Source organism: Variovorax sp. S12S4 (assembly GCF_023195515.1).
In the GTDB taxonomy this organism is placed as follows: Bacteria; Pseudomonadota; Gammaproteobacteria; order Burkholderiales; family Burkholderiaceae_C; genus Variovorax.
On record NZ_JALPKR020000002.1, the window covers coordinates 331953 to 356475 of the forward strand.

At 68.3% G+C, this 24523-nt stretch carries 23 protein-coding genes and 3 pseudogenes; 12 read left to right on the forward strand and 14 right to left on the reverse strand.

What is annotated here, in order from left to right:
- Positions 1–25 precede the first annotated feature (25 nt).
- Positions 26–955: an SMP-30/gluconolactonase/LRE family protein gene (locus M0765_RS01890; RefSeq protein ID WP_258501683.1), complete on the forward strand. Its 930-nt coding sequence runs from the start codon at positions 26–28 to the stop codon at positions 953–955.
- Here M0765_RS01890 and M0765_RS01895 read toward each other — a convergent pair.
- Positions 939–2137, reverse strand: a pseudogene (locus M0765_RS01895) (acetate/propionate family kinase). The gene M0765_RS01890 and the pseudogene M0765_RS01895 sit on opposite strands and share 17 nt — an antisense overlap.
- A gap of 153 nt (positions 2138–2290) precedes the next feature.
- Between M0765_RS01895 and M0765_RS01900 the strand changes: the two are divergent.
- A complete protein-coding gene (locus M0765_RS01900) occupies positions 2291–2818 on the forward strand; it encodes a nuclear transport factor 2 family protein (RefSeq protein WP_258501684.1) in 528 nt (175 codons plus the stop codon).
- 6 nt (positions 2819–2824) lie between these two features.
- On the opposite strand, the gene M0765_RS01905 is transcribed toward M0765_RS01900, so the two are convergent.
- Positions 2825–3727 carry a LysR substrate-binding domain-containing protein gene (locus M0765_RS01905; RefSeq protein WP_258501685.1) on the reverse strand — a complete coding sequence of 301 codons (903 nt, stop codon included), beginning with the start codon at positions 3725–3727 and terminating at the stop codon, positions 2825–2827.
- 109 nt (positions 3728–3836) lie between these two features.
- Between M0765_RS01905 and M0765_RS01910 the strand changes: the two genes are divergently transcribed.
- The gene (locus M0765_RS01910) at positions 3837–4754 is read left to right on the forward strand and encodes a dihydrodipicolinate synthase family protein (RefSeq protein ID WP_258501687.1); all 918 of its coding nucleotides are present in this window, start codon (positions 3837–3839) and stop codon (positions 4752–4754) included.
- 72 nt (positions 4755–4826) lie between these two features.
- Complete coding sequence (locus M0765_RS01915; protein WP_258501689.1) at positions 4827–5786, forward strand: Bug family tripartite tricarboxylate transporter substrate binding protein; 960 nt, start codon at positions 4827–4829, stop codon at positions 5784–5786.
- A gap of 14 nt (positions 5787–5800) precedes the next feature.
- Here the strand turns inward: M0765_RS01915 and M0765_RS01920 are convergent.
- Positions 5801–6328: pseudogene (locus tag M0765_RS01920) on the reverse strand (peroxiredoxin-like family protein); the annotation flags it as partial.
- Positions 6329–6426: 98 nt separating this feature from the next.
- Between M0765_RS01920 and M0765_RS01925 the strand changes: the two are divergent.
- Together M0765_RS01925 and M0765_RS01930 are read left to right on the forward strand one after the other, a co-directional pair.
- The gene (locus M0765_RS01925) at positions 6427–7200 is read left to right on the forward strand and encodes a helix-turn-helix domain-containing protein (protein ID WP_258501691.1); all 774 of its coding nucleotides are present in this window, start codon (positions 6427–6429) and stop codon (positions 7198–7200) included.
- A 65-nt stretch (positions 7201–7265) separates the two neighbouring features.
- The gene (locus tag M0765_RS01930) at positions 7266–7613 is read left to right on the forward strand and encodes a GFA family protein (protein ID WP_258501693.1); all 348 of its coding nucleotides are present in this window, start codon (positions 7266–7268) and stop codon (positions 7611–7613) included.
- Here M0765_RS01930 and M0765_RS01935 read toward each other — a convergent pair.
- From M0765_RS01935 to M0765_RS01945, 3 genes are read right to left on the reverse strand one after another with little or no spacing between them, the layout of a single operon-like run.
- Positions 7585–8886 carry an SAM-dependent methyltransferase gene (locus M0765_RS01935; protein WP_258501695.1) on the reverse strand — a complete coding sequence of 434 codons (1302 nt, stop codon included), beginning with the start codon at positions 8884–8886 and terminating at the stop codon, positions 7585–7587. The genes M0765_RS01930 and M0765_RS01935 overlap by 29 nt on opposite strands.
- A complete protein-coding gene (locus M0765_RS01940) occupies positions 8883–9677 on the reverse strand; it encodes a DUF1365 domain-containing protein (RefSeq protein WP_258501697.1) in 795 nt (264 codons plus the stop codon). Before M0765_RS01940 ends, M0765_RS01935 begins: the two co-directional genes overlap by 4 nt.
- Positions 9674–11050, reverse strand: a complete 1377-nt coding sequence (locus M0765_RS01945; protein WP_258501698.1) for an NAD(P)/FAD-dependent oxidoreductase — start codon at positions 11048–11050, stop codon at positions 9674–9676. Before M0765_RS01945 ends, M0765_RS01940 begins: the two co-directional genes overlap by 4 nt.
- A 213-nt stretch (positions 11051–11263) precedes the next feature.
- On the opposite strand from M0765_RS01945, the gene M0765_RS01950 reads away from it, so the two are divergent.
- Entirely contained in the window at positions 11264–11824 is a 561-nt protein-coding gene (locus tag M0765_RS01950; protein WP_258501699.1) for a sigma-70 family RNA polymerase sigma factor, read from the forward strand.
- A complete protein-coding gene (locus tag M0765_RS01955; protein ID WP_258501700.1) occupies positions 11821–12477 on the forward strand; it encodes a ChrR family anti-sigma-E factor in 657 nt (218 codons plus the stop codon). The genes M0765_RS01950 and M0765_RS01955 overlap by 4 nt, the downstream gene beginning before the upstream one ends.
- A 9-nt stretch (positions 12478–12486) precedes the next feature.
- On the opposite strand, the gene M0765_RS01960 is transcribed toward M0765_RS01955, so the two are convergent.
- Genes M0765_RS01960 through M0765_RS01980 form a run of 5 tightly spaced genes read right to left on the reverse strand, consistent with a single transcriptional unit; the run spans position 12487 to position 15967 of the window.
- Entirely contained in the window at positions 12487–12897 is a 411-nt protein-coding gene (locus tag M0765_RS01960; protein WP_258501702.1) for a DUF2177 family protein, read from the reverse strand.
- 41 nt (positions 12898–12938) lie between these two features.
- Positions 12939–13580 carry a DUF6134 family protein gene (locus M0765_RS01965; RefSeq protein WP_258501705.1) on the reverse strand — a complete coding sequence of 214 codons (642 nt, stop codon included), beginning with the start codon at positions 13578–13580 and terminating at the stop codon, positions 12939–12941.
- Positions 13577–14383: a DUF1295 domain-containing protein gene (locus tag M0765_RS01970; RefSeq protein WP_258501707.1), complete on the reverse strand. Its 807-nt coding sequence runs from the start codon at positions 14381–14383 to the stop codon at positions 13577–13579. Before M0765_RS01970 ends, M0765_RS01965 begins: the two co-directional genes overlap by 4 nt.
- Entirely contained in the window at positions 14376–14927 is a 552-nt protein-coding gene (locus M0765_RS01975; protein WP_258501708.1) for a DUF2878 domain-containing protein, read from the reverse strand. Before M0765_RS01975 ends, M0765_RS01970 begins: the two co-directional genes overlap by 8 nt.
- The gene (locus tag M0765_RS01980; protein WP_258501709.1) at positions 14924–15967 is read right to left on the reverse strand and encodes an SAM-dependent methyltransferase; all 1044 of its coding nucleotides are present in this window, start codon (positions 15965–15967) and stop codon (positions 14924–14926) included. The genes M0765_RS01975 and M0765_RS01980 overlap by 4 nt, the downstream gene beginning before the upstream one ends.
- A gap of 110 nt (positions 15968–16077) precedes the next feature.
- Between M0765_RS01980 and M0765_RS01985 the strand changes: the two genes are divergently transcribed.
- Together M0765_RS01985 and M0765_RS01990 are read left to right on the forward strand one after the other, a co-directional pair.
- Entirely contained in the window at positions 16078–17124 is a 1047-nt protein-coding gene (locus tag M0765_RS01985; protein ID WP_258501710.1) for a LysR family transcriptional regulator, read from the forward strand.
- 54 nt (positions 17125–17178) lie between these two features.
- Entirely contained in the window at positions 17179–17664 is a 486-nt protein-coding gene (locus M0765_RS01990) for a GNAT family N-acetyltransferase (protein ID WP_157615022.1), read from the forward strand.
- Positions 17665–17675: 11 nt separating this feature from the next.
- On the opposite strand, the gene M0765_RS01995 is transcribed toward M0765_RS01990, so the two are convergent.
- Positions 17676–18020: a hypothetical protein gene (locus tag M0765_RS01995; protein ID WP_258501711.1), complete on the reverse strand. Its 345-nt coding sequence runs from the start codon at positions 18018–18020 to the stop codon at positions 17676–17678.
- A gap of 263 nt (positions 18021–18283) precedes the next feature.
- Here M0765_RS01995 and M0765_RS28960 point away from each other — a divergent pair.
- A pseudogene (locus M0765_RS28960) lies at positions 18284–21599 on the forward strand (autotransporter outer membrane beta-barrel domain-containing protein).
- Positions 21600–21623: 24 nt separating this feature from the next.
- On the opposite strand, the gene M0765_RS02020 reads toward M0765_RS28960, so the two are convergent.
- Together M0765_RS02020 and M0765_RS02025 are read right to left on the reverse strand one after the other, a co-directional pair.
- The gene (locus M0765_RS02020) at positions 21624–22277 is read right to left on the reverse strand and encodes an FABP family protein (RefSeq protein WP_258501714.1); all 654 of its coding nucleotides are present in this window, start codon (positions 22275–22277) and stop codon (positions 21624–21626) included.
- Between the two features lie 66 nt (positions 22278–22343).
- A complete protein-coding gene (locus M0765_RS02025; RefSeq protein ID WP_258501715.1) occupies positions 22344–23654 on the reverse strand; it encodes a hemolysin family protein in 1311 nt (436 codons plus the stop codon).
- 23 nt (positions 23655–23677) lie between these two features.
- On the opposite strand from M0765_RS02025, the gene M0765_RS02030 reads away from it, so the two are divergent.
- A complete protein-coding gene (locus M0765_RS02030; RefSeq protein ID WP_258501716.1) occupies positions 23678–24520 on the forward strand; it encodes a symmetrical bis(5'-nucleosyl)-tetraphosphatase in 843 nt (280 codons plus the stop codon).
- Positions 24521–24523: the final 3 nt, after the last annotated feature.

Sequence of the window (24523 nt, forward strand, 5' to 3'; positions counted from 1 at the left end):
GCCTTGCAAAGAAAAGGGGCCTCCGATGCAAATCCGCGAACTCGCCACCGGCCTGCAGTTTCCCGAAGGGCCCATTGCCATGGACGATGGCTCGGTGCTGCTGGTCGAAATTGCGCGCGGCACGCTCACGCGCGTGCGGCACGACGGGCTGGTGCAGGTGGTGGCCGACCTGGGCGGCGGCCCCAATGGCGCGGCCATGGGGCCCGACGGCGCGGTGTACGTGTGCAACAGCGGCGGCTTTCGCTGGCACACCGAGGCCGACGGTTGCCACCGCCCCGTGGGCCAGGCCGAAGACTATTCGGGCGGCCGCATCGAGCGCGTGAACCTTTCCACCGGCTATGCCGAGCGGCTGTACGACACGGTCGACGGCGCGGCGCTGCGCGGGCCGAACGACATCGTGTTCGACGCGCAAGGCGGCTTCTACTTTACGGACCTGGGCAAGACGCGCGACCGGGACATGGACCGCGGCGGCGTGTTCCATGGCCACAGCGATGGCAGCGCCGTACATGCCGTCGTGCGGCCGGCCATGACGCCCAACGGCATCGCGCTGTCTCCGGACGGCCGCACGCTCTACTACGCGGAGACCGAAGGCGCGCGGCTCTGGGCCTTCGACATCACGGCACCCGGCCGGCTGCGCAAGGACGGCTGGCCCTCGCCGCACGGCGGGCGCATGCTCTGCGCATCGCCCGGCGGGCATTACCAGCGCTTCGATTCGATGGCGGCCGACGCGCTGGGCAACCTTTGCGTGGCCACGCTGCTGCACGGCGGCATCACCATCGTCGCGCCCGACGGCAGCACCTGCGAGCACGTGCCGCTGCCTGACCGCTACACCACCAACATCTGCTTCGGTGGGCGCGACATGCGCACGGCCTACGTCACGCTGTCGGGCAGCGGACGGCTGATTGCCATCGACGACTGGCCGACGCCTGGGCTCAGGCTCAACTACCAGGGCTGAGGGTACGCGCGGTGTGCCGCGCAATCACTGCCTCTTCGTCGGTCTTGAACACCCAGGCGCTCACAGGACTCTCGGGCGTGGTCAGCCGCGTGGCGCCTTCAGCGTTGGCAGCGGCATCCACGTTCACGCCCAGCCAGTCGCATTCTTCAAGGATGCGCTCGCGCAGCGCGGCGGCGTTTTCGCCGATGCCGCCGGTGAACACGATGGCATCGACACCGCGCAGCGCCGCGGCAAGGCTGCCCATGTGCTGCAGCACCTGCTCGACGAAGTGCGTGATGGCTTCAGCGGCCGCAGGCACCTTGAGGCCTCTAGTTCGCGCATGTCGCTGGACACGCCCGAAAGCCCCAGCAGGCCCGACTCGCGGAAGAGCAGCTTCTCGACGGCGTCCGCCGACATGCCGCGCGAGCGCATCAGGTACAGCACCACGGCCGCATCGAGGTGCCCGCAACGCGTGCCCATGGTGAGGCCGTCGAGCGGAGAAAAGCTCATCGTCGTCGCGACCGAGCGGCCCTGCGCCATCGCGCACATCGAAGCCCCGTTGCCGAGGTGCGCGACGATCACGCGTTGTTGCGCGAGCTGCGGCGCATGCTCGGCGAACTGCGCGACGATGGATTCATAAGACAGCCCGTGAAAGCCGTAGCGGCGCACGCCCGCGTCGTGCAGCGCGCGCGGCAGCGCGAAGCGGCGGTTCACGTCAGGCTGCGTGGCGTGAAAGGCGGTGTCGAAGCACAGCACCTGCGGCACGCCGCTGAAGGCCTGCATGGCGGCGCGCACGCCCGCAAGGTTGTGCGGCTGGTGCAGCGGTGCCAGCGGCTCCAGCGCGGCCAACTCGGCAAGCGCCGACTCATCGGCGCGCACCGGCTCCATGAAGCTGCCGCCGCCGTGCACGATGCGATGGCCCACCGCGGCAATGCGGGTGGCGTCGTGCTGGCGGGCGTGCCACTCAAGCAGCGCGGCCAGCGCGCCCTGGTGCGAAGCCTGGTCGCCTTCGAGCGCAGCGTCGTGCAGCATGTCGCCGCTTGCATCGTGCACTCGCAGCCTGGGCTTGAGGCCAGTGCCCAGTCCATCGGCCTGGCCCGACCAGCGCGCGACCGGAAGCGAGCCGTCGCCCTCGGCCGCGTCGAACAGCGCGACCTTGATCGATGACGAGCCGGCATTCAGCGTAAGCAGCGAATCGGTCATGAAAAAGAGTGTTGAGGCGAGCCCGTTTTCTCGGAGGATCGTACAAGAAAGCTGGACAACCTTGCTAACGGCACGGCGCTTGCGGCGGCAGACTTGTCTTCGGCTTTACGGCCCCGTTCGCTTGACCCTCAACCCGAGACAAAGGAGTTCTGCATGACCAAGCCACGATATCTTTCCAGGCTGCGGGCGCCCGCCCTGGCCGCGGCGCTGCTCAGCCTTGGCGCTCTTGTGCCTTTGCACGCGGCGGCCAATACCGCAGCGTCGCAGCAAGTGGCGGAGAGCAACCGCCAGTTCATTGCCGATGCGTTCACGCAGTGGCAGCAAGGCGGCAAGACCTTCTTCCAGGACGTGCTGTCGCCCGACGTGGTGTGGACCATCAAGGGCACCAGCCCCGTGGCCGGCACGTACCGCGGCCGGCAAGATTTTCTCGACCGTGCGGTAAAGCCTTTTGCCGACCGGTTGTCGGCGCCCATACGCCCGGTGGTGAAAGACATCTGGGCCAGCGGCAACGACGTGGTCGTGCATTGGGACGGCACCACCACCGCGGCCGACGGCGTGCCCTACAGCAACAGCTATGTGTGGATCTTCCGCATGAAGGACAGGCGCGCGAGCGAGGTCATCGCCTTTCTCGACCTGGCGCCTTACGACGACGTGCTCCGGCGAGTGCCCGTCCCAAAGTAGGCGACCCTACGGCCTTGCAGGAGCCGGATACGCCTGCTGGATGAGCATGCGCAGCGTATCCGCCACGCCATGCCGGCCGCCGCGGCGCCAAGCCAGGTGCAGCTCGACGTCGAAGCCGCTCGCATCGTGCAGCGGCTTGAACACCACCCCGGCATAGCGCAGCCTGTGCGCGGAGTGCGGCACCACCGCCACGCCCACGCCCGCGTTCACCAGCGACAGTATCGAGTGCGTGTGGCTCAGCGTTTGCACCACTTCGGGCGCGACACCTTCGGCGCGCAGCCTTCCGGCCACCAACTCATAGAGGTAGCGAGACTCCGACGGGCAGAACTCGATGAAGGCCTGCCCCTCGAGCGCGCCCAGCGGTATCGATTCAAGCTGCGCCAGCGGGTGCTCCGCCGGTACGGCAAGCACAAAGGGCTCGCGGAATATGGCGGCCGATTCGGTAAAGCTGCGCGGCGCAAACGGCCGCACGATGCCCAGCTCGATGCGGTCGGCGCCAATGGCCTCGATCTGGTCTGCGGTCTGCATTTCGCGCAGCATCACCTGCACGTCTGGCAACTGGGCGCGCACCGTGGCCAACAGCTGCGGGAGCATGGTGAAGCTGGCCGCGGGAATGAACCCCATGGTCACGCTGCCGGCATCGGCGCGCATGGCGCGGCGCGCGGCCAGCGTGGCGGCCTGGCTGCGGCGCAGGATGTCTTCGGCCTCTCGCAGAAACACCTCGCCGGCGGGCGTGAGCCGCACGCTGCCGCCCGCACGCTCGAGCAGCAGCACGCCCACTTCATGCTCCAGCAGCTGAATCTGCCGCGTGAGCGGCGGCTGCGTCATGTTCAGCGAGGCGGCGGCGCGGCCGAAATGCAGTTCGGTGGCAACGGCCACAAAGCAGCGGAGTTGGGTGAGCTGGAACACGATTCAAATCTTGAATGGCGGCATCCCATGTATGGATTGGACGCTGTTGCCGGTGGCTCCTAGAGTAGCCGTTCTCCGCGCTTCATCCATTTTCCAATCCTTATTCGACATGAGTTCTTTCCAAGGCCGCGCGTTGCGCGAGGCACTCAACGGCATCTCCGGCATTCTGGTAACGCCCTTCGACGCCAGCGACGCCATCAGCGTTGCACCGCTCAAGCCGGTGGTCGACCGCGCCGTGCAGGCCGGCGTGCATGTGCTGGTTGCCAACGGCAACACCAGCGAGTTCTACGGCCTGCAGGCGCATGAGGCCGAGCGCATGGTGCATGCCACAGCCGAATGCATTGCGGGCCGCGTGCCCCTGTTGGCCGGCGTGGGCCGCAGCGTTCATGAAGCCTGCGCCCTGGCGCGCGCCTCGCGCGAGGCCGGCGCCGACGCGCTGATGGTGCACCAGCCGCCTGACCCTTTTGTTGCGCCGCGCGGCGTGGTGGCGTACCTGCGAAAGATCGCGGACGCGGCCGATGGCCTGCCGATGGTGCTGTACCTGCGCAACGAGAACATCGGCCTGGCCGCCATCGAGGAGCTGTGCCGCATTCCCGAGATCGTGGGCGTGAAGTGGGCCTCGCCCACGCCGCTGGTGCTGGCCGAGGCCATGCGCCGCACCGCAGACCGCCAATTGGCCTGGGTGGGCGGCCTGGCCGAAGTGTGGGCGCCGCCCTTCTACGCCGTGGGCGCGCGCGGGTTCACCTCGGGCCTCATCAACGTGCTGCCGGAGCGCTCGGTGGCCATCTACAACGCGCTTGAAGCGGCCGACCATGCGCTGGCCATGCGGCTCATCGGCGAGATGCTGCCCTTCGAAGAGCTTCGCGCGCAAGAAAACAACGGCACCAACGTGACCGTGGTGAAGACCGCACTGCAGTTGATGGGCAACGACTGCGGCGCGACCCGTCCGCCTTCGGCCTGGCCGCTGACGGACCACCAGCACCGGCAGTTGCACGCGCTCATGTCGGGCTGGAACCTGCTGCGCTGATCTCTTGCGGCAGTGCGCGGATTCGAAGTTGCCGCTCTCTTTTCCTTCTCCATAACTATTAAGGACAAACCAATGAACCATCGCCGATCGCTCCTGGCACTTGCCATGCTTCTTCCGCTCTGCGGCGCCGCCAGCGCGCAGAACTTTCCCGCGCGGCCCATCACCATCGTGGTGGGCTCCAGCGCCGGCAGCGCCACCGACGGGCTGGCGCGCGCCATTGGGCTGGAGCTGACCAAGGAAACGGGCCAGCCCGTGATCGTCGACAACCGGGCCGGCGCCTTCGGCGGCATTGCGGCGCAGTTTGTCGCGCGTGCGCAGCCCGACGGCTACACGGTGTTCATGACCACCAACACCACGCAGTCGGCCAACCCCCACCTGCAGAAAAAGCTCTCGTACGACCCGATCAAGGACTTCGCGCCGGTGTCGCTGCTGACCAAGGGCTATCAGCTGCTGGTGGTCAACCCGCAGGTCAAGGCCAACAACGTGGCCGAACTGGTTGCCGCCGCCAAGGCCGCGCCGGGCAAGCTCAACTATGGCTCGGGCAGTTCGTCCGCGCAGGTGGCCACCGAGTTGTTCCAGCAGATGACGGGCACCAAGTTCAACTACGTGCCCTACAAGGCCAACCCGCCGGCAGTGCTCGACCTGGTGGCGGGCCAAACCGACCTGATGATTGCCGACCTTGCCACCACCCTGCCCCACGTCAAGGCGGGCAAGCTGCGCGCACTGGGCGTGAGCAGCCCCAAGCGCCTGCCGCTGGTGCAGGGCGTTCCGGCCATTGCCGAATCGCTGCCCGGCTACGAGTTCGGCTACTGGAACGCGCTCTACGCGCCTGCCGGCACGCCGGCCCCGGTGGTGCAGCGGCTGAATGCGCTCATGCACCGCGCCATCGAAACGCCCGCGGTGCAAAAGCTCGTCGAACAGGCCGGCATGGAGGCTGCGCTCTCCACGCCCGATGAACTGGCGCGCTTCCAGCTGGCGGAGCTCAGCCGCTGGGGGCAGATCATCAAGACCGCGGGCATCGCTGCGGAATAGGCAGCGCTACCTGTTCAGGCCGGTTGCTCGTGCAGCGGGCCTGTGTACTCACCCCGGGCCGGGTAGTCGTTCTTGATGACGAAATCCAGCGCCTGCACCATCTCCGCGAAGTTGGGGCGCACAAAGGGCATCGACTGCACCGAGAGGTAGTAAACGATGTTGTCGGGCCTGACGAGAAACAAGCCTGGCTCCGAAAAAAGCGGCGGCTCCTCGATGCCGATGGACGTCTTGCCGCGAGACGCCGAAACGTACAGGCCCCACTCCCTGGCCTTCAAAAGCGAAAGCCCGTAGCCGATGCGCAAGTTGGCTGCGCCGATCTTCTCGGCCATGGCGCGTGCGCGTTCTTCGCCGTCCGAGCTGATGGCAATGGTGTTGACGCCGCGCTCTGCGAATGACGGGGTCAGCCGCTCCAGCTCCTTCAGGTAGGTGGCGCAAATCGGGCAATGCAGGCCCCGGTAGAAGCACAGCAGCGTCATTCGCTCGGGTGCGTCGTCGGCCAGGCGAAAGGGGCCGCCGGCGAGGGTATCGACCACGAGTTCCGGGGCTTGTTGGCGGGGGTCAGCATGTGGGTGTTCCTTTGAGGTGGTTGCAAACTAGCCTCAAAGATCGCATGCTTGCGATCATGAAGAGTCCAGATTCCATGATTCAAAGTCCAAAGCCGGCCAAGGCCGACCGCCTTGCAGCGTTCATCGAGGTGTTCAAGCTGCGGGTTGCCGTGCTCGCCGAGCCTCTCACGCGCGGGCCGGTGTTGCTGCTGGCGGGCGAGGACGGAATGGACGGTGAAGCCGGTGCCCGGGTCGTCTTTCGGCTGCGTGGCTTCAGCGCGTTGCCGCCTGATCTGCGCGTTGCAGCCCATGTCGATTTCGACAACGACACCAACCCGCTGATGAGCGCCATGCCCGACGAGATATCGGTGCCGCTGAAGGAGTCGCTCGCGCTGGAGGCCACCGCGAAGGCATTTCTTTCGGAGGCCATTGAAAGCCGCTGCGGCCGCAGCGCAGCCCTGAACCGCCTGGCCGAAGTGCTCATGCTGATGGTGCTGAGAAGCGCAATAGACACTGGTGCGCAGAAGCCGGGTCTGCTTGCCGGGCTTGCGCACCCCGCGCTGCATCGCGCGCTGGTGTCGATTCACGAGGCGCCGTCGCGGCAATGGACGGTGGACGACCTGGCGGACCGAACGGCCATGTCCAGGAGCGCATTCATGTCGGCGTTTCGCGCGACGGTGGGTATGACGCCGATGGCGTACCTGAGCTCCTGGCGACTCACGCTGGCGCGCCGGCACCTGGCGGCCGGAGACGCCGTGAAGCTGACGGCGCGGCGGGCCGGCTTTGGGAGCGCCGCGGCTTTTTCGAGGGCGTTCTCCAGGGCGTATGGGCACGCGCCGGCCGAATTGAAGCGTGCCGCCAGCGCTTGACAATACCGCCGCATTCGCCCAATACTCAACCCAACGGTTAACTATTGGATGAGAGGACACCCCGCATGAAATACCAGGGAAGCTGCCACTGCGGCCGCATCAAGTTCGAGGCCGAGGGCGAGATCACCTCGGCCCTGTCGTGCAATTGCTCCATGTGCCAGCGTAAGGGCACGCTGATGTGGTTTGTGCCGCGCGGCAACATGCAGCTGCTCACGCCCGAAGAAGACACCAGCGTCTACCTCTTCAACAAGCACGTGATCAAGCACCGCTTCTGCCCCGAGTGCGGCATTCATCCCTATGGCGAAGCCAAGGCCCCGTCGGGCGAGCCGATGGCGGCCATCAATCTCCGTTGCATCGAGGGCATCGACCTGCAGGCGGTTCCTGTCACGCAGTTCGACGGACGATCGGTATAGGCGCGGGCTGGCTCGGCGCGTGCGTCAGCGTGAAGAGCCCCACGTCGACCCGTCCCGACAGAAAGCCCGCCTCGCAGTAGCAGAGGTAGTACTCCCACAGCCGCTTGAACGAGGCGTCGAAGCCCAGCGGCTCGATGGTCGGCCATGCCGCAAGAAAGCGGTGCCGCCATTCGGCGAGCGTGGCGGCATAGCTGGCGCCGAATGATTCGGCGCATTCCAGCGCAAGGCCCGCGCGCGCGGCCTCGGCCTCGAGCGCGTGCACCGAGGGCAGCATGCCGCCCGGAAAGATGAAGCGCTGGATGAAGTCGGGGCTGCGGCGGTATTGCTCGAAGTGCTCGCCCGCAATGGTGATGACCTGAACCACCGCCGTGCCGCCCGGCGCCAGGCTCTCCCGCAGCGTGTCGAAGTACACCGGCCAGTAGCGCTCGCCCACCGCCTCGAGCATCTCGATGGACACGATCCGGTCGTAGCGGCCCTGCACGTCGCGGTAGTCCTGCAGGCGCAGGTCGATCTGCGCCTGCAGCCCCTCTTCCTGCACGCGCTGCTGCGCATGCGCGAGCTGTTCGGAAGACAGCGTGAGGCCCGTGACCTGCGCCCCGTTTCGCCGCGCCAGCGCGAGTGCGAGTGCGCCCCAGCCGCATCCGATTTCGAGCACCGAGTCGCCGGGCGCCGGTGCAAGCAGCTCGGCGATGCGGTCGATCTTGGCCGCCTGCGCCTCTTCGAGCGATTCGTCGCCCGTGGCGTACAGCGCGCTCGAATAGATCAGGTCGGCGTCGAGCCACTGGGCGTAGAACGCATTGCCCATGTCGTAGTGGAAGGAGATGTTCTGCCGGCTGCCGCGGCGCGTGTTGGCGCGCATGCGGTGAACGGCGCGGCCGAACCATTTCGCGGGCAACGAGGCTTGGAAGACGCGGCCCCAGCCGGCCTCGTTGCGAATGCCGAATTCGAGCAGCGCCGTCAAGTCATGGGTCGACCAGTCGCCATCACGGTAAGACTCGGCAAGGCCGATGTCGCCTCGCAGCAGCATGCGCGCGAGCGGCCTCCAGCGGTGCAGCCTGATGGCGGCATGCGGGCCTGCCGCCGCGCCGCGGCCTTCCACGCGCTCGCCATTGGGCAGTTCCACGGAAATGGCGCCGCAGTGCACGCTGCGCAGCAGGCGCGCCAGCAGCCGGCGCAGCGGCCGACGAATCCAGGACGTTGGAGCAAGCCCCACGGGCGAGCCGAGCGCCGCAGCCTCGAGGCCGCTGGACGTGGAAGAAGTTGAATTGCTCATGAGTCCTTGGTTCCAGCAATGGTGACCGGCTTCGCGGGCGCGGGCGGGCAAGAGCGGAAGCGCGCGCCCTTCACCCACAGCCGCAGCGCCTCCCAGTGAATGGCGGCGATGACCTTGAAGGTCAGCAGCGGATGGGAGAAGAACGCCAGCGCCAGTGCCGCATCGCCCAGCGGTCGGCGCTGCGCATCCAGGCTCGCGGTGAGCACTGCGCCTTCCGCATCGCGCGCGGTAATGCCGATGCGTAGCCCCTTGCGCTCTGCATCAGGCGGCTCGACGCGAAAGTCGTAGCGCATGTCGATATCGAGAAACGGCGATACATGAAAGTGCTTGGCGCACTGCTGCGCAATGCGTTCGCCGTGGCGCTCCGCCTCGTCTACCGGAATCAGGTAGCTGTGGCGCTGGCCGAAGGTGTTGCTCACCTCATAGAGCACGGCCTGCAGGCCGCCATCCGGGTGGCCGCAAAAGTACACACTGAGCGGATTGAACGCATAGCCCAGGATGCGCGGCATGCTGAGCAGGTGGATGGCGCCGCCCGTGCGCAGGCCCGCGGCATCGAGCTGCCGTTCCACATACCCGCGCAGCGCCATGCCGTCGCCCGCGCCGTAGTCACTTTCATGCAGGCTGAACAGGTTGAAGCGGTTGAATGAAAAGAGCCGCAGCCTGCGCGAAAGCGCCGGCAGTTCGTCGACGTCCACCAGCAGCGAGAACACGCGGTAGCCCAGCCGGTGGCGCGCCGGGCGCAGCCGCTGGTGCGTTACGCGGCCAAGATAGAGGGCGGAGCCTTGCTTCAAGCAGCCTCCGCCGCAGCGGTGGGACGCAGCTTGATGCGGCCCGATTCGTTCGGCACAGTCCACGGGCGGCGCACGCCGCCCAGCGCCTCGGCCACGGCCAGGCCGGCCTGCAACCCGTCTTCATGGAAGCCCGATCCGAAGTAGGCCCCGCAGAACCAGGTGCGGCGCTGCCCCTGCAGCGACCAGAGTTCGTCCTGCGCACGCATGGCGGCCGAGTTGAACACCGGGTGCTCGTACACCTCGCTGCCGATCAAATGCTCGCGCGCCGGCTCGTGCACGGGGTTGAGGGTAAGAAAGAGCGGCGTGCCTTCCGGAATGCCCTGCAGCCTGTTCATCCAGTAGGTCACGCACAGCGCGCCGCCTCGGCTGCGGTCGGCCAGATAGTTCCAGCTGGACCACACCGCGCGCCGGTGAGGCATGAGGCTCGGGTCGCTGTGCAGCACCGCGCGGTTGCGGCTGTAGCCGAAGGCGCCGAGCAGCCGCGTTTCGGCGCTGCTTGCGTCCGGCAGCAGGCGCAGCGCCTGGTCGGCGTGCGTGGCCAGCACCACATGGTCGAACCGCCTCGGCGCGCCTCCGCCTTCGGTCAGCACAAGAACGGAGTCGGCCTCGCGCCGCACCTGCACGGCGGCAGTGTCCAGCCGCAGCCGGTCGCCCATGCCGTGGGTGAGCCGCTGCACGTAGCGCACGCTGCCGCCCGCCACGGTGCGCCACAGCGGCCGGCCGCCAAGATTGAGCAAGTGGTGGTTCTCGCAAAAGCGAACGAAGGCCTCGGTCGGGTAGTCGCCGATGCGCGCGGCGGGGGTCGACCAGATGGCCGCCGCCATCGGGTACAGGTGGTCTTCCCTGAAGGCCTGGCCGTAGCCTCGCGCAGCAAGGTAGCAATCGAGCGGCAGCAAGCCGTATTGCGCCGCATCGCCCGGCGCCTGCCGGTAAAAGCGCACCAGGTCGTACAGCATCGACCAGAAACGCGGACTTGCCAGGTTGCCGCGCTGCGCGAACAGGCCGCCCAGGCCGCTGCCCGAATACTCGAGCGCGCCGTTGTCCAGGCTCACGGCAAAAGACATCTCCGCAGGCTGCGTTGCCACGCCCAGGTGCGCGAACAATGCCGTGAGGTTTGGGTAGGCCGATTCGTTGTAGACGATGAAGCCCGTGTCGACCGGGGTCACCCCCGCCCCGCTCGAGACCTGCACGGTGTTGCTGTGGCCGCCGGGCCGGTTGTCGGCCTCGTACAACGTGACCCGGTGCCGCTGCGACAGCAGCCAGGCGGCCGAAAGCCCCGAAATGCCGCTGCCGATGACCGCAATATCGAGCGCCGGCCCGCCAGGAGCCTGGATGTGCGGCGCGGGCGTGTCGGAGGCTGCTGCAATCGTCATGGGGGCTCCGAAAAGAAGATGTGGCAACTTGTACGCGGCCAGCGCCGGTTTGGATTTGCCCCTATTACAAAGAACCGCTGTGATCTAATGCCGCCGGCGGTGCGTAAGAGCAGCATGAACACCGTCCGACAAACCACGGCACCGGTCTCCTCGCGCGTTCGACCGCGAGCGCCTTGGCTGTCGATCGTGACACTGCATCAAGGCCGGGACGCGATGCCGACAAGCGAAGAACTCAACAACCTGGCCCAGGCAGTGGCCCGCAACGGCGACCGGCAAGCCTTTGCCGCGCTGTTCAAGCATTTCGCGCCGCGCGTAAAGTCTTACCTGATACGGCTCGGCACCTCCGAAGGGCTGGCCGAGGAGCTGGCCCAGGAAGCCATGGTGAGCGTCTGGCGCAAGGCGCCGAGCTTCGACCCCGCCCTTGCCAATGTTTCCACCTGGATCTTCACCATTGCGCGCAACCTGCGGGTGGACCATTTCAGGCGCATTGGCAACCGCACGGCCGACGCGGAGGAGCTCGACGGCGACGACATGCCCGACACGCTTCCCCAACCGGACGAACTTTTGCTGACGCGGCAGCGCGAAGCCGGCGTGCGCGCGGCCATGGCGCAGTTGCCCGACGAACAGGCGCAGGTGCTGCGCCTTTCCTTTTACGAGGAGCAACCGCACTCGCAGATTGCAAAGGCGCTGGGCCTTCCGCTCGGCACCGTCAAGTCGCGCGTGCGCCTGGCCGTTCGCCATTTGCGGCGGCTGCTCGATGGACTCGAACCATGACGACGATTCAACATCACCCAGACGACGAGTTGCTGCTGGCCCATGCGGCGGGCAGCCTTGACCGCGGCCATTCGGTGGTCGTTGCCAGCCATGTCGAGAACTGCGCGCATTGCCGCGAACGCATGCGCGTGTTCGAGGCCGTGGGCGGCGCGCTGCTGGACGAACTGCCGCCCGCAACCATGGCACCCAATGCACTCGCGCGCACGATGGCGGCCATCGACGCATCGCCCAAACCCCTTGCCGTGCCCGCGCAGGCGCCCCACCCCGTGCTTCCGCCCGGCATGACCTGGCCGCGCTCGCTTGCGGGGTGCCCCGCCACGCGCTGGCGCTGGCTGGGGCCCGGCATGCGCTGGAGCCGCGTGACCTTGCCCGACGATCCGGCGGCCAATGTGTTTCTGCTGCGCATTGGCGCGGGCAAGAACCTGCCGATGCACACGCACAGCGACTCCGAGCTCACGCAGGTGCTCTACGGCACCTTCCATGACGGACGCGCGCTGTTCGGCCCGGGCGATTTCGACGAGGCGGACGGCAGCTTTCACCACCAGCCGGTGGTGCAGGCGGGCGGTGAATGCATCTGCCTTGCCTCGGTGCGCGGCCGGGTGCTGTTCAACGGGGTGGTGGCACGCACGCTGGGCGCGCTGGTGGGCATGTAGCGGGCCGCGTCAGCGGCTCACAGCCAAAGTCACCTTGGCCGCCACTGCAGCCGAAACCGCGGTGACGAAAGTGCCCCAGCACAGGTCGGCGATGGTCACGGTCCATGACCAATCTTTCAGCGTGGCCTGGTTGGTCAGGTCATAGGTGGCATAGGCCATGAGCCCGAGCAGCGCGCCAAGGCCCAGCGACGTGAGCCAGCGCCCGCTGCCGAGCGCGGGCGACACGGCAAACACCACCACGCCCGCCAGGTAAATGGCATAGAAAGCGGCGGCCGGACCCAGCGAAAAACGCTCCAGCATCAAATGGCCGAGCGCCGGCCGATAGAGCCGGTCGGCCATGACGGTCAGCCAGATGGCGTCGAGCACCAAAAAGACCACGGCCGACGCCGCATAGGCGATGGCGAATTGCCGGATGGACATGAATGTTTTCTCTCTGTTGGTTTGGATAAAAGACCGTCGTATCACTTCAGCCGATAGACCAGTTTGCGCCCACCGTCGACCATCGAGTCGAGCCCGACCCATTCGCCCTGCGCCGAATACCAGACGTCGATCGGCTGCGCCGGGCCGTCGATGCGCCAGCGCGTTGCTGCCACCTGCCGCCCGCGCACCTCGACCGTGCCGCCGCCGGCGCGGCTGACCTGCACGCTCTCGCTGCGGCCGGTCTGCGCATTGAGCAGGCGCGGCTGGCGCTGGATGGCGGGGTTCCAGTAGGCAAAGCTCATGACGCAGCCCTTGAGCGCCTGGCGGCCCGCGTCGGTGACCACGGCGAGCCCGTCGCCTTCGGCCTCGGTCCGCACGCGGCTGGCCTTGCCGTCGTCGTCTGTGGTGGCGGTCAATTCGCTCAGGCAATCTCCGCGCCATTTCTCGGCGGCGCGATGGCGGTAGCGGTACACGGTGAGCCCCAGCAGCTTGACGGTAAAGCTCGCCTCGCTCACCACGCTGCGCGCCTCTTCGGTGCCACCGATGCTGAAGCGATGCTCGCCAATGGGTTTGTCGTCGAGGAACACGCTGAAGATCGAGTCGCCGGCCGGCGCCGCTGCAGCGGGCGAAGCCGCCAGCGCACAGGCAAGGCACACCATTGCGCCGTAGCAAGCTGTTTTCATCGGGGTTTCCCACGCTGAGGGCCGGGCACGAAGGCGTTGGTGCGCGCAATGTAGTCGCGGTAGGCCGGGCGCCGTTCGGCGATGTCCTTCTCGAGCAGGCTCACGCCGGACACCTTCAACAGAAGCACCGTCATGAGCACCGGTGACACCGCCGCCCAGGCACCGCCCCACCCGGCTCCGGCCATGGCCATGAGCCACACCCCCCACCAGACAGATGCCTCCCCAAAGTAGTTGGGATGCCGCGTGTAGCGCCAGAGGCCGCGGTCCATCACCTTGCCCCTGTTCGCCGCGTCGGCCTTGAAGCGCGCCATCTGCGCGTCGCCGATGCTCTCGAACGCAACGCCGAACAGCGCCAGCCCGATGCCTGCTGCATCGAGCATGTTCAGCTCGCGCGCCGACGACATGCCGGCGAGGAAAGGGGCAGAGACAATCCACGCCAGCACAGCCTGCAGGCCGAACACCAGGTACAGGCTCTTGAATCCGAAGTTCGGTTGGTTGCGTTCGCGGATCTGGCGGTAGCGCCGGTCCTCACCATGCCCCCAGTTGCGCCAGCTGATGAAAGCGCTGAGCCGCAATGCCCACACGGTGGCGATCAGCAGCATGCACAGCCCGCGCGGCCCCGCTTGCGGCGGCAGCAGAAGGAAGTACATGGCCGCCGCGGCCAGGATGCAAAGCGACCAGACGCGATCGATCAGGCTGGCGTCGCGCCGTGCCAGGCTGGCGAGCCAGGTTGCGAATGCCAGGACGGCGGTTGTCCCGAGTCCGGCCAGGGCCACCGTCATGAGGCTCGTGTTCTCACCCATGGCTCGTCTCCGGAACGCCGACGCCGTCGAAGCGAATCGAAAGCCGCACCAGCACCGGCATGAGCACCGCCCAGACCACAGCCAGCGTGAGCAGCGCGGGCTCAGGATGCACAAACTCGGCGCCGCCAAGCCGCACGCCCGACGCGAACGACAGCGGACCGAGAACAGCGCCGAGCACGCATGCCAGCCACGGCCGCGCGCGCAGCCACCGCATCGTCACGTTCAGCGCAATGGCGAGCAGCCCCCAGAGCGCCACCAGCCAGTAAGGGGCCAGGTACGGCACGGGCTGCCCGGACGGATAGACCACATGGCCCTGCAGGACGACCGCCGTCTCGATGAAGAACCCCACGGCGCAAGCCACCGCCACGAGCCGCGCTTCGCGTGCCGGCCGGGCCGAAACGAGAAGGTGCCACCCGATGGCCGCCGCAACGCAGGCCGTGCCCGCAAGCGGCAACTGGTGCGCCGCGCCCAGCACGGCCGCAAACCACGCCAGCTGGAACACGGCCAGGTTCGACAGCTGGACGGCGCGCGTGGGCCCGTTCATGCGCGCCGCTCGAAAAGGTAATGGCTCACCCACCACCGCTGGCCGCTCTCATAGCCGAAAAGCTCGGCCACCGACATGAAGAAGAGCCGCCAGCGCATCCACCACAGTTCGGCATCGGCGCCGTAGGTTCTTCTGAAGAGCGGAAACAGCATCATGCGGCGCCCGTCCATGTTGGTGAGCCACGCTTCAGCGGTGCGCTGGTAGTGCGTGCCGTCCCAGCGCCATTGGCGCAGCACCCGCAGGTCGTCCTGGCAGCGCAGCGCCAGGCTGTCGCCCGGCATCATCCCGCCGGAGAAAAAATGGCGGCTCATCCAGTCGCTCGCATCGCGTTCCTCGAAGGCGTAGGGCGCGTCGCGGTGCGCAAACACATGCATGAAGAAGCGGCCCTCGGGCCGCAGCCACCGCGCCACGTTGGCAAAGGCGCGCGGCCAGTTGCGCAGGTGCTCGAACATCTCGACCGAGACGATGCGGTCGAACCGGTCGGCCGTGTAGAACTCGTTGAAGTCGCGCGTGACGACGCGAACGTTGTGCAGCCCACGGCGCGTGGCCTCCACCTCGATGTACTCGCGCTGCGACTGCGAGTTGGACAGCGCCGTGATGCGGCTCGCGGGGTAGCGCTCGGCCATCCACAACGTGAGCGAACCCCAGCCGCAGCCGAGCTCGAGCACGTCCTGCCCGTCGCGCAGGTCCGCGCGCTCGCAGGTGGCCTCCAGCGCGGCCGATTCGGCCTGCATCAAGGTCTTTGCGCCTTCGGGCCAGAAGCAGCTGCTGTACTTGCGGTGATGCCCCAGCACGGCGCCGAAGAAACCGGCCGGCACTTCGTAGTGCTGTTCGTTGGCTTTCTCGGGCAGGGGCGCCAGCGGTGCGGCGCTCATTTCGCGCAGAAACATTTCGGTGAGCTCGGCGGTTTCTTCCGCGGCGCCGCCTTCGAGCTCGGCCAGCCTGGCCCTGAGCAGGCGCCGGATGCCCAGCCGCACGAGAGTGTCGGGCACGAGGCCCCGCTCGACCGAGCGAATGGCGGCTTCAGTGGTTTGCGGCATGCGCGTGAAATCCTTGTTCGCGGCGGCGGAAAGTGCCGCCTGCCGCTATACGCGGGAATCCTCGGGTTGGATCTGCAGCCGCGCGGGGAAACTGAAACAATGCAGCCACCATGGACGGCCTCGATCTCATCAAAACATTCCGCGAAGTGGCGTTCCGGCGCAGCTTCTCCCGTGCAGCCATTTCGCTGGGCATGTCGAAAGCCACGGTCAGCCGCTATGTGGCCGAGCTCGAAGAGCGCAGCGGCGTGCGGCTGCTCAACCGCTCCACCCGTTCGCTCAGCCTGACGGATGCGGGGCAGGTGCTGCTCGACCGCAGCGCCGAACTGGTGGCCATGGCCGAGAACACGCTGAACGACCTGCAGGCCCATGGCTCGCACCCGCGCGGGCGCCTGCGCATGAGCGCGCCGCACGGGCTGATTGCGGGCTGGCTGTCCGACGTGATTGCCGAATTCATCAAGCTCTACCCAGAGGTGTATGTGAGCCTGGTGTTCACCAACAGCGAGATCGACCTGATCGAGGAAGGCATCGACATTCACCTGACAGGCGGGCGCATCGACGACATGAACCTGATCGTGCGGCGGCTGGTGCCGTTCGACATGGTGGTGTGCGCAAGCCCCGGCTATTGGGCGCAGCGCGGCATTCCCAAGGTGCCCGAAGACTTGGCCCGCCACGACGTGCTGAGCTATTCGGCAAAGCCCACCACCCACCTGCCTTTCGAGACCAAGGGCAAGCCGGTCGAGGTGCAGGTGCACAGCCGCATGGAGGCCAACGACGCGGTTGCGCTCATCGAGCTGGCGCTGCGTGGCGCGGGCGTGGCCTATGTGCCCGAGCCGCTGGCGCAGTCGCACCTGGAGCGCGGCGCGCTGGTGCCGGTGCTGCGCGAGCACATGCCGAAGGACCATTGGCTTTACGCGGCCTATTCGCAGCGCCGGCACAACAGCGCCGCCATGCGCGCGATGCTCGACTTTCTCGAGCAGTCGATGGGGCCGGCCGGCGAGCCGCCGGTGCTGCCGCCCATTCCGCCGCTGACGGCGGTGGTGCCGACCGCATGCAATCTTTCGGCGCCGCGCAAGGCTGCCGGCGCTCCCGCGCCTGTGGCCAAAAAGAACAAGTCGCCGGCCGAAGAAGAATTGCTGAACCCTTTCTTCGGACGCTGAGCGGGCTGCAGTCGTGTTGCAATCGCATGTTTTCAACGTGCAGGCAGCCGACGCATGACGACCTCTTCTTCCCCTTCGCCTTCTTCTTCCCTTCTGGTTCGCCCTCCGGTGCCGGAAGACTACGCCGGCTGGAAACCGCTATGGGACGGCTACAACGCCTTCTACGAGCGCGAGGGCCCCACGGCGCTGCCGGAAGAGATCACGCGGGTAACGTGGCAGCGCTTCTTCGACGCCTACGAGCCGGTGCATGCGCTGGTGGCCGAGCGCGATGGCCGGCTGGTGGGGCTGACGCACTACCTCTTTCACCGCAGCACCACGCGCATCGAGCCGAACTGCTACCTGCAGGACCTGTTCACGCTGCCTTCGGAACGCGGCCGCGGCGTGGGGCGCCAGCTGATCGAAGGCGTGTACGCGCATGTGAAGCGCGTGGGCGCGCACCGCGTGTACTGGCAGACGCACGTCACCAACACCGCGGGCCGCATGCTCTACGACAAGATGGCCTCGCACGACGGATTCATCGTGTACGGCACGCTCGTCTGATCGCCTGAAAGTCAGTACTTGATGGTGACGCCGGCTTTCACGCCGTTGTTGTTCTTGCCGTCGCTCAGCACGCCGCCCGTGAGCGACACATTGCCGCCCGTGCTCGCACCCAGCGAGTAGGTCGGCCGCGGCGTGGAGGTGTCGGTGCCTATGTAGGTGCCGCTGCCGTCGGGCCGCTCCACGCCAATGGTGGCGCCCTTGGTGTAGGCCGAGGTTTCGGTGGGGTTGACGTTCGGCGCCACGTAGATGGTGCCCTTGTCGTCGCTGTCGACCGGCACCCTCACGGGCTCCGCCGCTGCGGTAACGGCCGCGCACCACGCGGCCACGCTCACGCTTGCAAAGATCCATTTGCTCATGGCCCCATCCTGCGGGCTCGGCGGCGCCGCGCCTGTAGGACGAGAGGCAGGCCTGCCCGCATCGGCAGGCGATTTGTCATGGTTCGCACCAGCACGCGCGGGGCGTTTGTCTCCCCGGAAAAGGGGCGCACCGCTCATGTCCGCATGTGACGCAATTTTTACATTGGCTCCACGGCAAAAAAACGCTTGCAGTCCGGTCCGGACACCAGGCGACGCCTCCGTTGGCAGGTCAGCGGGGGAACACGCCGCCAAAAGGTAGAGCCATGAACAGAATTTTTCGAACCCTCTGGAATCCTTCGCTCGGCGCATGGGTGGCGGCACCCGAAGTTTCGCGCGGCCACGCCCGGCCAGGCCGCGGCGGCGGCAATGTCGAAGGACGCAGCCGCGCAGGCCCGATGGCCGACCTCCGCCTGCACGCGATCGCCCTGTCTGTGCTGCTGCTGGGCGCAGCCCTGGCCCTGCCCGCGGGCGCGGCCGGCGGTACCGGTGGCCAGCCCGTGGGTGACACCACCCTGCACGCCGGCGACGGCGGCAGCGACGGCCAGGGCGGCACCGGCGGGCTCAACGACACCAGCGTCAACGCCCGCGGCGGCGATGGCGGCGCCTCCACCGAGAGCGGCCCCAGCGCCGGCAGCGCCGCCGACATCGGCAGCTTCGGCGGTGCCACTCCCGGCGCGGGCGGTGCCGCCGGTGCCTCCACCACCGAGCTCTCGCCCGGCGTGTGGCAGGGCGACGCCGGCATCGCCGGCCAATCGCAGACCGGCGACTTTGCCAATGGCAACGGCTATGGCGGCGGCGGCGGCGGCGGCCAGATCGGCAACGCCATGAGCCCCGCCACCACCGCGGCCAGCTTCTCCGCCACCGGCGGTGCGGGCGGCGCCGGCGGCCACGGCTACTGGGCCGCGGGCGGCGGCGGCGCAGGCGGCCACGGCGCCACGCTGCTCGACCCCTGGCCGATGTCGCTGCCAGCGGCGTCTTCACCGGCGGCGCGGGCGGCGCGGGCGGCGATGCCTTCTCCCAGGCCGGCGGCGGCGGCAGCGGCGGCAGCGGGCTGTGGCTGCGCAGCGCCACCCCGGGCCTGACCTTGACCCACAGCGGCACCTCGGCGGGCGGGACTGGCGGCGCGGGCGGCTCGGAGCTGCTGCCGGCGCGCAGCAACGCCTCGGGCGGCGGTGGGGGCGCCGGCGGGGCCGGCCTCACGCTCGCGGGCAGCACCGCGCTGACAGTGATCAACACCGGCCAGCTCCTGGGCGGTGCCGGGGGCGCGGGCGGCACCGGCGGCGGCGGGGCAGGCGGCACCGGCACCCCGGGCAACGGCGGCGACGGCGGGGCCGGGCTGGCCTCGGCCGGTGCGGGCGGCGTGATCGTCAACAGCGGCACCATCGCCGGCGGGGCGGGCGGTGCGGGCGGCGCCAGCAGCAACGGCGGGCCCGCAGGTCTTCCAGGAGCCGGCGGGGCCGGGATAACGGGCGCGGACCTGGATGTCACCCACAACGGCGGCACCCTGGCCGGCGGGCTGGGCGGCGACGGCGTCACACGCGCGCCGGCGGTGGCGTTCACCGGCGGCAGCAGCAACCGCCTGGTGCTGAACGCGGGCGGCACGATGCTCGGTGCGGTGGCCATCGACAGCGGCGCGAGCGCGCGCCTCGTGGCGGGCGCGGACGGATTGGACCTGGGCAATGCGCTGCTGCTGGGCGGCACGGGCACCATCGACAGCAACGGCCATGGCCTGGGCTGGTCGGGCCCGATCTCGGGCGCGGGCGAGCTGGTGAAGGTGGGCGCGGGCACCTTGACCCTGAGCGGGGCGAACACGTACACGGGCGCCACCCGGGTGGCGGCGGGCAGCCTGCGCGCGGGGGCGGCAGGCACCTTCAGCAATGCGAGCGCGTTCACGGTGGACGCGGGGGCGGTGCTGGACCTGGCGGGGCACAGCCAGACCATTGCGGGCATGGCCAGCGCGGGCACGGTGTCGCTGCTGAGCGGCTCGCCGGGGGCGACGCTGACGGTGCAGGGCCCCTGGGTGGGCAATGGCGGCACGCTGCGCCTGGGCACGGCGCTGGGGGCAGCGGGAGCCTGAGCGACCGGCTGATCCTGAGCGGCTGCACGGCGATTGCCAGCGGCACGACGAACATCCAGATCACCAACCTGGGCGGGCTGGGGGCGCTGACGGTGGGCAGCGGCATCGAGGTGGTGACGGCGATGAACGGGGCCACGACGACGGCGCAGACCACGCGCGATGCGTTCCGCCTGGCCGGTGGCCATGTGGATGCGGGGGCCTACGAGTACCGGCTGCATGCGGCCGATGCCTCGGGGGCGGGGGAGAACTGGTATTTGCGGTCCGGCATCATCATTGCGCCACCGCCACCGCCACCGCCACCGCCACCGCCCCCTCCGCCTCCTCCTGCGCCTCCTGCGCCTCCTGCTCCCCCTGCGCCTCCGGGACCACCAGCGCCTGCACCTGCACCTGCACCTGCACCTGCGCCTGCACCTGCGCCTGCACCTGCACCTGCACCTGCACCTGCACCTGCGCCGGCACCGGCACCGGACGACGGCAACCCGCTGAGCGGCGACGGCGGCTCTCCCAACGCGCCGGCGGGCATCACGGTGCCCACCTACCGCGCCGAAGTGCCGCTCTACGCCGCGCTGCCCGAGCAGTTCCGCCAGTCCAACCTGGCCATGGTGGGCAACCTCCACCAGCGCGTGGGCGACGAGAACGCGGGCGGGGCCGGCATTGCCACGCCCAACCAGAGCCTGCGCCAGGGCTGGGCCCGCATCATCAGCATGGACCGCACCACGAGCCAGGGCGGCACCGTCAGCCCCACCAGCGAAGGGCGCCTCACGGGCTTCCAGGCCGGCAACGACCTGTGGGCCGATCCGAACTGGCGCGTCGGCATCTACATCGGCCAACTCGAGGACGATGTGCGCGTGAGCGGCTTTGCACGCGGCGTGCAGGGCTACGCGGCCGGCTCCAACGACCTGCGCAGCCAGTACCTGGGCGCCTATGCCACCTGGAAGAACGACAGCGGCCTGTACCTGGACGGCGTGCTGCAAGCGGGCCGCCACCGCTACACCGCGGCAACGGACCTGGGCGCCGCCAGTTCGGGCAAGGGCCGCAGCCTGCTGGCTTCCATCGAGGTGGGCCAGGCCTTCCGCATTTCACCGGAGTGGATCGTCGAGCCGCAGCTGCAACTGGTGCACCAGCGCGTGAGCCTGGACGACACCGGCATCGTCGGCGCCGTGGTGCAGCAGGACAGCCACAGCGGCTGGCTGGTGCGCGCCGGCGTGCGCATCAAGGGCGAGCTGACCACCGCCGCAGGGCCGCTGCAACCTTATGCGCGGCTCAACGTTTATCGCAGCAGCAGCGGCACCGACGTGACGCGCTTCACAGGGCCCGCGGCCTACACCGACATTGCCAGCCGCACGGGCGGCACGAGCACCGAACTGGCGGCCGGCGCCACGCTGCGGCTGACCCAGAACATGAGCCTGTACGGAGAGCTGGGCAAGTACTGGGCGTCAGGCGGCGGGGCGCGCACGAAGAGCGGCGTGAACGGCAGCGTGGGCGTGAAGATCCGCTGGTAGGGCTTGCCGACGCTCCTTTGGCCGTTATCGGGGAGAGACCACCACCGCAGCAGGCGCGTCGGGCATCGCCAACGGGTTGAGCCCCGGCTCCGCCACCCGCGTGAGCGTGTTGCGGTCGGTGTGATGGAAAGGCTCGGCCCGCCCCTGGATCTGCATCACGGTGTCCTGGTCGTAGGACCAGGTGCCGTCGGCGTTGATGGTGACCGTGATGTTCCACGCGAGCGTGGTGAAGGCTTCTTCGATGAACGGGTTGGACACGATGCCGTTCACCAGGCTGCCGCGCTCGGCGCTGAGCGTGAAGCGCGTGTCGCCGGCCTTGGCATGGCCGCTTGCCATGGCCACCTGGCCGCGCGGAATGGCCAGCGTGTGCATCACCGTGCCGGTGGCCGGCTCCCAGAGCCAGTAGCCCACCTGGTCGTGGTACATCTTGGTGAGGCCGGGCTTGTGGATGTAGGTGTGGTAGCGCAGGCCGTACAGCAGCTGCGGGCCGTTGGTCTGCGGATCGATGGGCTGCAGCTCGTAGCGCTCGACATAGACCTGCGTCTTGGGGCCTTCGCGCTTGGGCTTCACGTCCACGCCGCGGCTGCCCTCCCAGATGCCTGCCATGGCGCGCAGCGGCCCCAGGTTGGCAAGGGTGTCGGGGTCGGCATTCGGCTCGGTGTAGATGTCTTCGGTCATGGTGGGGCTGCGATCATGCGATCGCTTGGTGGGGTCTTGTTGAAATTCTGATGGAGCGGGCAGGCGCTAGTCGCCGTGCGCCGCCGACTTGTCGGGCGCGGCCAGCACGCGGTCGATGCGGCGGCCCTCGAGCGCGGCGATTTCGAAATGCCAGCCCGCGCATTCGATCACCTCGCCCGCCTTGGGCAGATGGCCCGAAACGGCCATCAGCAAACCTGCCACGGTGTTGTAGCGCCCGCGCTCTTCGTCGGGCAGCTCGCGAATGCCGAGCCGCGCGCGCAGTTCCGAAACCGGCATCAGCCCGTCGAGCTCCCACACGCCATCGGGCCGCTCGCGGGCCCAGGCGTCGGTAAGGGTGCCGGGCTGCAGCTCGCCGGTGATGGCTTCGAGCATGTCGCGCGGCGTCATGAGGCCCTGCACCACGCCGTATTCGTCGACCACGAACACCAGCCGGCCGCCGCGCTCGCGGAACTGCTCGAGCAGTTCCATGCCGGTAAGAGTCTCGGGCACGAACACGGCCGGAGCGGCCTCTTGCCCGAGCACGCCCGCGTGCTCGGTGCCCAGCCGCAGCAGATGCGCCACGCTGATCACGCCGACCACGTCGTCGAGCGAATTGCGGCACACCGGGTACCACGAATGCACGATGTTGAGCGCGCCCGCATCGGCCACCTTCTTCAGCGCCTGCGCCACGGTGTCCGACGCGTCGAGCCATTCGATGTCGGCGCGCGGAATCATCAGCGACGACAGGCGCCGGTCGTCCAGGTGGAATACGTTGCGCACCATCTGGTGCTCGTGCTGCTCGATCACGCCGGCGTCCACGCCCTCTTCCAGGCTGGCGGAAATTTCTTCCTCGGTCATGGAGCGGGCGGCGTTGGCGTCGATGCGCAGCAGCTTCAGCACCGTGGCCGTGGCGCCCGCCAGCAGCCACACGAAGGGCTTGGCGCCCTTGGCCAGCCCGCGCATGGGGCGCGACACCCAGCGCGCCACGGGCTCGGGGTAGAGCTGGCCGATGCGCTTGGGCACCAGCTCGCCGAAGATGATGGTGAAGAAAGTGATGCCGGTCACCACCACCGCGGTGGAAACCACGCTGGCCGTGCCGCGGCCCATGCCCAGGGTTTCCATCCAGAGCGAGAGCGGCGCCGCGAAGGCGGCCTCGCCGACGATACCGCTGAGCATGCCGATCGACGTGATGCCGATCTGCACGGTCGAGAGGAAGTGGGTGGGTTCCTCCATCAACCGGAGCGCGGCTTCCGCGCCGGTATCTCCCGTCTCGGCCAGCGCGGCAAGGCGCGCGCGCCGGCTGGTTGAAAGGGCCATTTCGGACATTGCGAACAACGCATTCAGCGAAGTCAGCAAGGCCAGCAGGAGAACATCCATGAACAGGGGGTGAAAATAAGGAAATGGCACTTTACTTGATCGGCGACATCCAGGGCTGCGACGCCGCCCTCCAGAAACTGCTCGACAAGATCGGTTTTTCTCCCAGCCGCGACACCGTCGTGCTGCTCGGCGACCTGGTCAACCGCGGCCCGGATTCAGCGGCGGTGCTGCGCCGCGTGCAGGGCTACGGCGCGTCCGCGCTCAGCCTTCTCGGCAACCACGACCTGCACCTGCTGGGCGTGGCGCACGGTGCACGCAAACCCAGCCGCAAGGACACCCTGGCCGGCCTGCTCAAGGCGCCCGACAGCGAAGCCCTGCTCGAATGGGTGCGCCAGCAGCACATGGCGCTGCACATGCAAATCGACGGCGGCGACCTGCTCATGGTGCACGCGGGCGTGCTGCCGCAGTGGACGGTGGGCGACACGCTGGTGCTGGCGGCCGAGGTCGAATCGGTGCTGCGCGGCCCGGCGCTCGGCGAGTTCCTGCTCACCATGTACGGCAACGAGCCCGCGCAGTGGAGCGATTCGCTCACCGGCAGCGCGCGGCTGCGCGCCATCGTGAACGCGCTCACGCGCATGCGCTTCTGCTCGGCCGATGGGGTGATGGAGTTCGAGAGCAAGGACGGCGCCGCCACCGCCCCCGAAGGCTTCATGCCCTGGTTCGACGTGCCCGGCCGCAAGACCGCGAACGCCACGGTCGCGTTCGGCCACTGGTCCACGCTGGGCTGGCTTTCGCGGCCTGACCTGCTTTCGACCGACACCGGCTGCGTCTGGGGCGGCTGCCTGAGCGCGGTGCGCATCGGCGCCACGCTGCATGAGCGCGAGCTGATCCAGGTGAAGTGCGAGCAGGCGCAAAAGCCGGGCTGACCG

Bases quoted from the DNA above. Each gene is read 5' to 3' on its own strand.
- M0765_RS01970 (WP_258501707.1), bottom strand. From the start codon at position 14,383: ATGGGTGAGAACACGAGCCTCATGACGGTGGCCCTGGCCGGACTCGGG.
- M0765_RS01965 (WP_258501705.1), bottom strand. From the start codon at position 13,580: ATGAAAACAGCTTGCTACGGCGCAATGGTGTGCCTTGCCTGTGCGCTG.
- M0765_RS01990 (WP_157615022.1), top strand. From the start codon at position 17,179: ATGACGACCTCTTCTTCCCCTTCGCCTTCTTCTTCCCTTCTGGTTCGC.
- M0765_RS02020 (WP_258501714.1), bottom strand. From the start codon at position 22,277: ATGACCGAAGACATCTACACCGAGCCGAATGCCGACCCCGACACCCTT.
- M0765_RS01975 (WP_258501708.1), bottom strand. From the start codon at position 14,927: ATGAACGGGCCCACGCGCGCCGTCCAGCTGTCGAACCTGGCCGTGTTC.
- M0765_RS01950 (WP_258501699.1), top strand. From the start codon at position 11,264: ATGCCGACAAGCGAAGAACTCAACAACCTGGCCCAGGCAGTGGCCCGC.
- M0765_RS01900 (WP_258501684.1), top strand. From the start codon at position 2,291: ATGACCAAGCCACGATATCTTTCCAGGCTGCGGGCGCCCGCCCTGGCC.
- M0765_RS01980 (WP_258501709.1), bottom strand. From the start codon at position 15,967: ATGCCGCAAACCACTGAAGCCGCCATTCGCTCGGTCGAGCGGGGCCTC.
- M0765_RS01925 (WP_258501691.1), top strand. From the start codon at position 6,427: ATGATTCAAAGTCCAAAGCCGGCCAAGGCCGACCGCCTTGCAGCGTTC.
- M0765_RS01935 (WP_258501695.1), bottom strand. From the start codon at position 8,886: ATGAGCAATTCAACTTCTTCCACGTCCAGCGGCCTCGAGGCTGCGGCG.
- M0765_RS02030 (WP_258501716.1), top strand. From the start codon at position 23,678: ATGGCACTTTACTTGATCGGCGACATCCAGGGCTGCGACGCCGCCCTC.
- M0765_RS01890 (WP_258501683.1), top strand. From the start codon at position 26: ATGCAAATCCGCGAACTCGCCACCGGCCTGCAGTTTCCCGAAGGGCCC.
- M0765_RS02025 (WP_258501715.1), bottom strand. From the start codon at position 23,654: ATGGATGTTCTCCTGCTGGCCTTGCTGACTTCGCTGAATGCGTTGTTC.
- M0765_RS01955 (WP_258501700.1), top strand. From the start codon at position 11,821: ATGACGACGATTCAACATCACCCAGACGACGAGTTGCTGCTGGCCCAT.
- M0765_RS01960 (WP_258501702.1), bottom strand. From the start codon at position 12,897: ATGTCCATCCGGCAATTCGCCATCGCCTATGCGGCGTCGGCCGTGGTC.
- M0765_RS01945 (WP_258501698.1), bottom strand. From the start codon at position 11,050: ATGACGATTGCAGCAGCCTCCGACACGCCCGCGCCGCACATCCAGGCT.
- M0765_RS01985 (WP_258501710.1), top strand. From the start codon at position 16,078: ATGGACGGCCTCGATCTCATCAAAACATTCCGCGAAGTGGCGTTCCGG.
- M0765_RS01930 (WP_258501693.1), top strand. From the start codon at position 7,266: ATGAAATACCAGGGAAGCTGCCACTGCGGCCGCATCAAGTTCGAGGCC.
- M0765_RS01915 (WP_258501689.1), top strand. From the start codon at position 4,827: ATGAACCATCGCCGATCGCTCCTGGCACTTGCCATGCTTCTTCCGCTC.
- M0765_RS01910 (WP_258501687.1), top strand. From the start codon at position 3,837: ATGAGTTCTTTCCAAGGCCGCGCGTTGCGCGAGGCACTCAACGGCATC.
- M0765_RS01995 (WP_258501711.1), bottom strand. From the start codon at position 18,020: ATGAGCAAATGGATCTTTGCAAGCGTGAGCGTGGCCGCGTGGTGCGCG.